Source organism: Pseudoroseomonas cervicalis ATCC 49957 (assembly GCF_000164635.1).
Taxonomy (GTDB): Bacteria; Pseudomonadota; Alphaproteobacteria; order Acetobacterales; family Acetobacteraceae; genus Pseudoroseomonas; species Pseudoroseomonas cervicalis.
Genome location: NZ_GG770777.1, coordinates 1127909 through 1137060, shown reverse-complemented (window position 1 = coordinate 1137060; position 9152 = coordinate 1127909). Strand labels below are relative to the sequence as shown.

Genomic DNA, 9152 nt, shown 5'->3' with positions numbered 1-9152 from the left:
GGCTGTTCGAGGCCGCCGACACCCCGCCCCCGGTGGCCGAGCCCGCCACCCCCGCCGAGGCGCCGCGCGGCCATGCGCTGCGGGCCGAGGGCGTGCGCTTCGCCTGGGCGGAGGATCGCGAGCCGGTTTTCGAGGATCTGTCCTTCGACCTGCCGGAAGGCGGGCGGCTGGCGCTGCTCGGGCCGTCCGGCGCCGGCAAGTCGACCCTGGCGACGCTGCTGCTGAAGCTGGCCGAGCCGCAAGCCGGCCGCTTCACCCTGGGGGGCGTGGATCTCGCCAGCCTGTCCTCCGACACGGTGCGCGGCCGCATCGCCTGCCTGACGCAGGATGCGCGGCTGTTCGACGACAGCATCGCCGTCAATCTGCGCCTCGCCGCACCGGAGGCCGACGACGCCGCGCTGTGGCAGGCGCTGGAGCGCGCCGGCATCGCGGACGAAATCCGCGCCTTGCCGCAAGGTCTGGAAACCCCCTGCGGCGAGGGCGGGGCCCGCTTCTCCGGCGGGCAGGGGCGGCGTCTGGCCCTGGCCCGCGCCCTGCTGGCCCCGGCCGATATCCTGATCCTGGACGAGCCAGCGGCCGGGCTGGACCCGCTGGCCGAGCGCGCCTTCCTGGAAACGCTCGACAGCGCCACCGAAGGCCGCAGCACCATCCTGATCGCGCACCGGCTGCTCGGGGTGGAACGGCCGACACGCATCCTGCGGCTGGTCGGCGGGCGCGCCATGCCCGCCATGGGGTAGAAGAAAGCAAGCGGTTCTTTTTTGGAAAAAAGAACCAAAAAACTTTTGTCAGTGGCGCAGCGGGCCGCCCTGCTTCACCCGGCCCGGCAGGGGGTGGCCGACCACCGCCTCCGCCAGCCGGCCAGCCTCGATCAGCGCCTCAAGGTCCAGGCCCGTCTCGACGCCACTCTCGGCGCAGAGCAAAGCAAGGTCCTCGGTGCAGAGATTGCCCGCGGCCCCCGCATGCTTCGCGAAGGGGCAGCCGCCCAGCCCGGCAATCGCCGCGTCGAACCGGGTGACGCCGAGGCGCATGCCCTCCCAGGCATTCACCATGGCCAGGCCGCGCGTGTCATGCAGATGCAGCGACAGCTCCAGATCGGGCCATTTGTCGCGCACGGCGCCCACCACGCTGGCGATGCGGCGCGGCGTCGCCCAGGCCATGGTGTCGGCCAGCGAGACCACCGGGCGCTGCAAGCCCGCGCCACCCGCCAGGGCCAGGATCGCCTCGATGCGGTCCAGCACGGCGGAAACCGGCACCTCGCCCTGAAAATTGCAGCCGAAGGCGGCCATGATGGTGGCCCGCGCGAAAGGCACCCGGTGCTCGGCATAGAGCGCCATCAGCCCGGCGGCGGCGGCCAGGTCCTGCTCGCGGTCGCGATTCTGGTTGCGCTTGCCGAACACCTCGGAGGCCGAGACCGAGACGCTGCCATCGATGGTCAAATTCGGCGCCACCAGGGCGCGCAGGAAGCCCTTGGCGTTCAGCCAGAGCGCGCCGAAGGCCACGCCCTCGGCCACCGGCAGGCCCTGGCAGACCAGCTCGGCATCGGCCATGCCGGGCACCCGGCGCGGATCGACGAAGGAGACGGTCTGGATGCGCTTCAGCCCGGTCCGGGCGAGCGCCTGGATCAGCGCCAGCTTGCGCTCGGTCGGGATTTCTCCCTGTTCGAACTGGAAGCCCTCGCGCGGGCCTTCCTCGCGGACCTCGATGCGGGAGGGCAGGCTCATGCGGCGGTCTCCGCGGCGGGCAGGGCAAGGATGCCGGCGGCGGCCAGCGCCGCCTGCTCCTCGGCGGAAATCCCGATCTCCGCCAGCAGCCCGGCCGTGCCCTCGCCGACAAGCGGTGGCTGGCGGCGCAGGGTCAGCGGCGCGTCCTCGAAATGCAGGGGCGTCATCGGCAGCGGCACGGTCAGGCCGTCGCGCAGTTGCGTCTCGCCCATGATGCCGCTGGCCAGCAGATGCGGGTCGCTGAACAGGTCTTCCGGATGCGCGACCGGCGCGCAGGGAATGCGCACCGCGCGGCCGAGTTCCAGCACCTCCGCCACGCTCATGCCGGCAAAAATCCGCTCCAGTTCGGGCATGATGCGGTCGCGCCCGGCGACGCGCCCGGCATTGTCGGCCAGCGCCGGATCGGCGGCGAGCGCCGTCAGCCCCAGCCGCGCGGCGAGCCGCTGCCAGTGCTGGTCGCTGGTGACGCCGACAAAGACCTGGCCGTCGCGGGCGGCGAAGACGTCGTAGATCGCCCAGGTGATGCGGCGCGCCGTCATCGGCGGCACGCGCTCCCCGGCCATGGCGCCGGCGGCCATGTGCTGGCCGACCATGAAGGCCACGCTCTCGAACAGCGCCGATTGCACCTTCTGGCCCTGGCCGGTGGCCTCGCGCTGGCGCAGCGCCGCCAGGATGCCGACCACGCCGAACACGCCCCCCATGATGTCCACCACCGAGGTCCCCGCGCGCAGCGGCCGCCCCGGCAGGCCGGTCATGTAGGCCAGGCCGCCCTGCATCTGCACCACCTCGTCCAGCGCCGGCAGATCCTCATAGGGGCCGGGAAGGAACCCCTTCAGCGCGCAATAGACCAGGCCGGGATTGATCGCCCGCAGCTGCTCCCAGCCCAGGCCGAGCCGCTCCATCGTGCCGGGGGCGTAATTCTCGATCAGCACATCGGCGCTGGGCACCAGCCTCTCCAGCACCGCCTTGCCGCGCGGGTCCTTCAGGTCGAGCGCCAGGCTGGTCTTGTTGCGGTTGTAGGTGGCGAAGAAGCCGGTGCCGAAGCCGCCCAGGCGGCGGGTGCGGTCACCCTCCGGCGGCTCGATGCGGATCACCTCGGCGCCCAGATCGGCCAGCACCACGCCGCAGGACGGGCCCATCACCGTATGGCCGAAATCCAGCACACGCAGGCCGGCGAGCGGCAGGGGGGCAGGCATATCTCTGTCCGGTATCCGCTATTTCTCTTTGAAAAGAATGCCGGCGCAGGGGGAGAGCGGTCAAGCCAGGCCGCGCTTCGGAGGAGGGGCTCTGGGTCCGGAGTATGGCCTGCGTTGACAGACAGAAATTTTGTTTCAGAATAATGATTATTTTGGGTGAATGAAATGGAAAAGAAAATATTTCTTAGAAAATTTATTCAAAAATTTGAAGAAAAAACTTCCATAAAAATGGAATCCAGCAAATTTGAGGCTTATGCAAATTTTAATATTTTAGATTATTTTGAAAACAATGAGTTTTTAGAAGAAGATTTTAAATCTATATGGCCAAGTGTTGATGTCTACAAAGATTACGAAAGAAAAATAGACGTTTCTATTTTTTTTGATCGAAATATAAAATCAGAAAAAACAAAAAAATTGGCAGAGAAAATTAAATCAATATACAATGATATTTACAATAAAAATGATTTATGTGCAAAAATTAGAAATAGAAATGGAGGATATTCTGTCTTTGTTGAGATATGGGATAAAAACGATCCGTCTGAAATGGATAAATTAATATCAGAAGGAATTGAAATTTTATTAAAATTATTAAGTATTTTTAGTGAATATATTTTCGATGAATCTAATTTAGATTTTCAATCTAAAATACAAAATTCAATGTCGGAAAGCTCTTCCATTCGTCTGGAGCGTATCAGAAGCAAAGAGAAACAGCCCGTTCGCAGGAAAATAGTCCAAACAACCGTCTTTGAGAGAGACCCCGATATCGTCGCGGAGGCATTGTTTCAGGCCAGGGGGCATTGCCAATCCTGCAAGCAGCCAGCGCCGTTTCGTCGCTTTGCTGATGGCAGGCCTTACCTGGAGGTCCACCATATTGTGCCCCTGTCAGAGGGAGGGCCTGACAGCCTGGACAATGTGACCGCCCTGTGCCCGAACTGCCACCGCGACATGCATTTCGGACCGAAAGCGCGAAAGTCCCAGGGCGGGGTGGGAGGGTAGCGCGCTGTTGCGGCGTCCTGCGCGCCGAGTTGAAGGGCATGGCAGCGCCCCGCCCAGCGGCGGCGGGGTGTGCGGGGCATGACTCCGCGGCCACAGAAAGCGCAGCAGGACCCTCCTTCGCGCGCCGATCAAGGCGCGGGCCGAGTGGAGGAACAGGGCCCTGCCAATCCAGGCGGGCCCAGCCTGAAGAACGCCGCCCAGCGGTTTCAGGGCCCGCCTAGCGCTCCGCCACCCCATCCGCCACCAGGGCGCAGCCGGCGACCGCGACCAGGATGGCCAGCCCCGGCCAGACCGCCGCCAGCGGGGCGGCGAACACCGCCTCCTGCGCATTGGCCAGCATGTTGCCCCAGGAGGGGGCGGGGGGCTGGATGCCGAGGCCGAGGAAGCTCAGCACGCTCTCCGCCAGGATGGCGCCGGCGACCGAGAGCGCGCAGGCGACGGCGACCGGCGCGCGCAGCCCGGGCAGCACATGGCGCCAGAGCAGCCGCGCCTCCGACACGCCCATCGCCCGCGCGGCGCGGACATAATCCTGCGCCAGCACGGAGATGGCCGCGGCGCGCGCCAGCCGCGCCACGCCCACCCAGCCGAACAGCACCAGGATGGCGATGATGCGCAGCATGTCGGTGGCGGCCTCGCCGCGCGGCAGGCCGAGCTTCGCCGGGTCCACGGCGGCCAGCAGCACCAGGATGGGCAGGGCGGGCAGGGCCAGCAGTCCATCGGCCAGGCGCATCAGCACCGCATCCACCCAGCCGCCGCGCCAGGCCGCCAGCAGCCCGATGGCGGTGCCCAGCAGCGCCGCCGCCAGCGCCGCCGCCAGCCCGACGCCGAGCGAGATGCGCGCCCCATAGGCCAGCCGCAGCAGCAGGTCGCGCCCGAGTTCATCCGCCCCCAGCGGATAGTCCGGGCCGGGCGGGGCGTAGCGGGCGAACAGGTCGGGGGCGAAGGCATCCCGCCCCAACCATTGCGCCAGCCAGGGTGCCGCCAGCGCCGCCAGCGCCAGCACAGCGAGCAGGAACAGGCCAAACCGCAGCTTCGTCATCGCTCGCCGATCCTGGGGTCGAGCCAGGCCTGGGCGATGTCGGCGGCCAGCGTCGCCAGCATGGTCACCAGCGCCACCAGCAGCAGCGCCAGCAGGGCCAGGTTGTAGTCATTGCCCATGACGGCGTCGTAGAGCAGCTTGCCCATGCCGGGGCGGGCGAACAGCGTCTCGGTCACCAGCGCGCCGGAGACCAGCGCGCCGGCATCCAGCGCCAGCAGCGTCAGCAGCGGCACGGCGGCATTGGGCAGGGCGTGGCGCCACAGCACGCGCCCCTCGCCATTGCCGCGGGCACGGGCGGCGGTGATGTGCGGCCGGGCCAGCTCCGCCTTCAGCGCCGTCGCCGCATGCCGGGCATAGGCGGCGAGCTGGCCGAAGGCGATGGTGGCCACCGGCAGGACCAGGAAGCGCCAGGCCGGCTGGCCCTCGCCCGGCAGCCCGCCCGCCGGCAGCCAGCCCAGCGTGACGGCGAACAGGATGATCAGCAGGATGCCGAGCCAGAAGGAGGGCATGGCCTGCCCCAGCAGCGCCACCGCCTGCACCAGCGGCGCGGCGCGCGGCTTCAGCGCCGCCAGCCCGCCCAGCGCCACGCCCAGCACCGCCGCCAGCCCCACTGCGCTGCCGACCAGCGCCAGGGTGGAGAGCAGCGCCGGCCACAACACGGCGCCCACCGGCTGGGCGAAGAGGCGGGAATAGCCGAACTCGCCCTGCAGCACGCCGCCGGCCCAGGCCAGGTAGCGGGCCAGCAGCGGCTGGTCGAGCCCGTGCAGCGCCCGCAGCCGCGCCACATCCTCCCCCGTCAGGCGGGGGTCGGAGATGATGGCGAGCGAGACCGGATCCCCCGGCATCAGCCCGATGGCGAACCAGGCGGCCAGCGACAGCAGCAGCAGCGTCACCGCGATCTGCGGCAGCCGCCGGAGGGCGAGGCTCAGCGCACCCGCCATTCGGCCACCCAGAGCGAGGAATAGTTCTGGTGTCCGGTCGGCCGCACCCCGTCCAGCCAGCGCGGCCAGACATGCGCATCCGACCGGTGCCAGAGCGGCAGGGCCGGCAGATCGGTGGCGATGCGGCGCTGCAATTCGGACCAGAGCGGGCGGCGCTTCTCCGGGTCCAGCTCCAGCGGGATCGCCTCGATCAGCCGGTCGACCTCGGCATCGCGATAGCCGGTGTAGTTCTGGCCGGAGAAATTGCGCTCGGGCCTCGGGATCTCATCCGAGTGGAAGGTGGTGCGCGGCACATTCTCGGGGCTGCTGATCCAGGCGAACATCGCCATGCCCTCGAAGCGGCGGCGGCTGACCGTCTCGCTGAAGAAGACGCGCGGCGGCTCGTTGCGGATGCGCGTCTCGATGCCGAGGGCGCGCCACATCCCGGCCAGGATCTGCTGCACCTGCTCGCGGGCGCGGTTGCCGGCGGTGGTCATCAGCTCCAGCGTCAGGCGCTGGCCCTGGGCGTTGCGGCGGATGCCGTCGGGGCCGGGGCGCCAGCCGGCCTCCTCCAGCAGCGCGGCGGCGCGGGCCGGGTCGAAGGGGTAGCTCGGGATGTCGGGGTCATACATGGCGTCGCGCGGATGCACGCCGCTCGCCGCCACCTCCTGCTTGCCGTCATAGAGCCGGGCCACGATCTGCGCCCGGTCGGCGCCCAGCAGCAGCGCCTGGCGCACCCGGCGATCGGCCAGGATCGGGTTGTCGAGGTTGAGGTCGATATGCTCGTAGGTCAGGCCGGGGGTGAAGGCGAAGCGGAAGCGATCCCCGGTGCGGCGCTGCAGGGCGGTGGCCTGTTCCAGCGGCAGGCCGAGCTCGCCCGCCACCATGTCGAGCTGCCCGGCCAGCAGCTGCGCCTCCAGCGCCGCGGTGTTCTCCACCGTGCGGATGGCGATGCGGTTGAAGGCGGGGGCGGGGCCGGACCAGTGCGCGTTGCGCTCCAGCGTCACGCCGGCGCCGGGCTGCACCGCGGCGATGCGATAGGGGCCGTTCCACAGCGCCGGGTTGGTGGTGGCGGTGTCATAGGCGGTGCGGCTGCGGTAGTTGCGGCGGTCGGCCTCCCAGATCGGCCGTTCGATCCGCGCCGGCAGCGGCTGGAAATCGCCCAGCGCGGCGAACTGGTAGGTCACCTTGTCGAGCCGCAGCGTCACGGTGCGCGGGTCCACCACGATCAGCTCATAGGCGGAGCGGTAGAATTCGGCGGGGCCGAAGCCGGTCTCGAAGGCGCGGCCCGCTTCCCAGGCGAAGCGCAGATCCTCGGCCGAGACGGGGGTGCCATCGGCCCAGCGCTCGCCCTCGCGCAGGCGGTAGGTCAGGCGGAGGCCGGGCTTGCCGTCGGGCGTCGTCTCCAGCACCGCGTCGCCATTCTCCAGCGTCGGCAGCCGCTCGCAGGCCAGGCAGGTGAGCTGCCACTCCGCGTCATAGGCGGTCATCGGGCGGCGCGCGAAGCCCAGGATGTAGGACTTGGCCGCCATGCTCTCGATATTCGGGTGGAAGGTCGAGGGGTACTGGTTGATGCCGATGCTCAGGCTCTCGCGCGCCGCCGGCGGCAGCGGCGCCTGGGCCAGGGCTGCGCCCGGCACGGCGCCCGCCAGCAGGGCGAGGAGGTGGCGGCGTGCGGCAGGACCCATGCGGTGTTCGCCCTCTACTGGCTGCGTGCGGCAACCCGCGCGCGGCGTCGCGGGTTGGAGCGTGACCCGCGCCGCGTGCGCGAACCACCCTCCAGGCGATAGCGAAACCGCCGCCGCAACGCCAACAGGAACCATGACACCATCGCTTCATCGCCGGCTGCTGCGCGCCGCCGTGGCCCTGGCGGCGCTGGTGCCGGTCTCGGCCGGGCTGGTCGGCGTGATGCTGGGGCCGGCCATGCTGCCCGGGCTGGAGGCCGTGGGTGCCCCGGCCGACAGCCATTACCGCTACCTCTCCGGCCTGCTGCTCGGCATCGGCCTGGCCTTCTGGTGGATGCTGCCCGCCATCGAGCGGCAGGGAAAACGCTTCCGCCTGCTGGGCTTCGTGGTGGTGGTGGGCGGCGTGGGGCGGCTGATCGGCCTGGGTGTGCAGGGCGATCCGGGGCTGGCGGGCTGGCTGGCGCTGGGGATGGAACTTGGCGTCACGCCGCTGCTCTGCCTGTGGCAATGGCATGTGGAGCGGGTGAGCGCGGCCTGAGCCGCGCCCAGGGTCTTCGGGCTGCCAGGCGGAAAGGGGCGCCCCGCACCCCCGCCCCACCCTCGGGCCGCGCCCGTGGAGAGGCCCGCCTCCCCACCAGACGGCGGCAGCCTGACAAAATTAGGAGGCGGTGATCTCGTCGGGGGAGCCGATGCCGCCATGCGCCTTGGACCAGCCGGTCGGGTCCTCCAGGAACTTGCGGACCTCCTTCAGCGCGTGCTCGGAGAAATAGGGCCGCTCGCGGCAGACCTCGAGCACATCCCACCAGGTGCAGAGATGCAGCAGGTTCAGGTTGATCTCCTTCAGCCGCTCCTGCCCGCCGGGGAACACGCCGTAGAAGAACACCACGAAGGTGTGGTCGCAGATCGCGCCGGCGTCGCGCAGCGCCTGGGCGAAGCGGATCTTGGAGGCGCCGTCGGTCGTCAGATCCTCGACCAGCAGGGTGCGCTTGCCCTCGGGCACGTCGCCCTCGATCTGCGCGTTGCGGCCGAAGCCCTTGGGCTTCTTCCGCACATAGGACATCGGCGCCATCATGCGGTCGGCGATCCAGGCGGCGTAGGGAATGCCCGCGGTCTCGCCGCCGGTCACCGCCTCGATCGTCTCATAGCCGATGTGCCGGCCGATCTTCTCCACCGCCAGGTCGCAGATGCGGTTGCGGGCGCGCGGGAAGGAGATGATCTTGCGGCAGTCGATATAGACCGGGCTCTTCCAGCCGCTGGTGAAGGTGTAGGGCTCTTCCGGGCGGAAGTTGACCGCCTTGATCTCCAGCAGGATGCGGGCGGTGGTCAGGGCCGCGTCGCGGTCCCAGTCGGAGGCATGGGTCGAAGGCATGGCGGGGTCTCCTTTGGGGGCGGTTGGTAACGCCCTGGGCGTGGCGCGTCCATGACGGATGCGGGGGATGCCGCCATCTGGGTGCTGGCCGATCCGCGCGCCGGCACCGCCGCCCAGCCGCTGGGCATCGCCGAGCGGCTGGGCCTGCCCTTCGCGACGATCCCGCTGCGCTGGGGGGCGCTGGCGCGCATCCCCTGGCCGGTGCCGACCCTGGCCGGGGTCGAGC

Annotated in this window: 9 protein-coding genes; 3 read left to right on the top strand and 6 right to left on the bottom strand. The window is 69.1% G+C overall.

The features are described from left to right. A partial coding sequence (locus tag HMPREF0731_RS04940; RefSeq protein WP_007002934.1) for an ATP-binding cassette domain-containing protein occupies positions 1-737 on the top strand: 737 nt, incomplete at its 5' end. Positions 738-785: 48 nt separating this feature from the next. Here HMPREF0731_RS04940 and HMPREF0731_RS04935 read toward each other — a convergent pair. Both HMPREF0731_RS04935 and HMPREF0731_RS04930 read right to left on the bottom strand, forming a co-directional pair. Next, positions 786-1721, bottom strand: coding sequence for a hydroxymethylglutaryl-CoA lyase (locus HMPREF0731_RS04935; RefSeq protein WP_007002933.1), 936 nt, complete (start codon positions 1719-1721; stop codon positions 786-788). Further along, positions 1718-2917, bottom strand: coding sequence for a CaiB/BaiF CoA transferase family protein (locus tag HMPREF0731_RS04930; protein ID WP_007002932.1), 1200 nt, complete (start codon positions 2915-2917; stop codon positions 1718-1720). The genes HMPREF0731_RS04935 and HMPREF0731_RS04930 overlap by 4 nt, the downstream gene beginning before the upstream one ends. Positions 2918-3082: 165 nt before the next feature. On the opposite strand from HMPREF0731_RS04930, the gene HMPREF0731_RS23570 reads away from it, so the two are divergent. Then, positions 3083-3913: an HNH endonuclease gene (locus HMPREF0731_RS23570; RefSeq protein WP_083854439.1), complete on the top strand. Its 831-nt coding sequence runs from the start codon at positions 3083-3085 to the stop codon at positions 3911-3913. 217 nt (positions 3914-4130) lie between these two features. Here HMPREF0731_RS23570 and HMPREF0731_RS04925 read toward each other — a convergent pair whose 3' ends face one another. The 3 genes from HMPREF0731_RS04925 to HMPREF0731_RS04915 are packed head-to-tail and all read right to left on the bottom strand — an operon-like array spanning position 4131 to position 7560. Further along, complete coding sequence (locus tag HMPREF0731_RS04925; RefSeq protein ID WP_007002930.1) at positions 4131-4952, bottom strand: ABC transporter permease; 822 nt, start codon at positions 4950-4952, stop codon at positions 4131-4133. After that, on the bottom strand, positions 4949-5893 hold the full coding sequence (locus tag HMPREF0731_RS04920) for an ABC transporter permease (RefSeq protein ID WP_007002929.1): 945 nt from the start codon (positions 5891-5893) through the stop codon (positions 4949-4951). The genes HMPREF0731_RS04925 and HMPREF0731_RS04920 overlap by 4 nt, the downstream gene beginning before the upstream one ends. Beyond that, positions 5878-7560, bottom strand: coding sequence for a peptide ABC transporter substrate-binding protein (locus HMPREF0731_RS04915; protein WP_007002928.1), 1683 nt, complete (start codon positions 7558-7560; stop codon positions 5878-5880). Before HMPREF0731_RS04915 ends, HMPREF0731_RS04920 begins: the two co-directional genes overlap by 16 nt. Positions 7561-7693: 133 nt before the next feature. Here HMPREF0731_RS04915 and HMPREF0731_RS04910 point away from each other — a divergent pair, with 133 nt between their 5' ends. Next, positions 7694-8095, top strand: a complete 402-nt coding sequence (locus HMPREF0731_RS04910) for a DUF4345 domain-containing protein (RefSeq protein ID WP_007002927.1) — start codon at positions 7694-7696, stop codon at positions 8093-8095. Positions 8096-8215: 120 nt separating this feature from the next. Here HMPREF0731_RS04910 and HMPREF0731_RS04905 read toward each other — a convergent pair whose 3' ends face one another. Next, positions 8216-8926, bottom strand: coding sequence for an orotate phosphoribosyltransferase (locus tag HMPREF0731_RS04905; RefSeq protein ID WP_007002926.1), 711 nt, complete (start codon positions 8924-8926; stop codon positions 8216-8218). Positions 8927-9152: the final 226 nt, after the last annotated feature.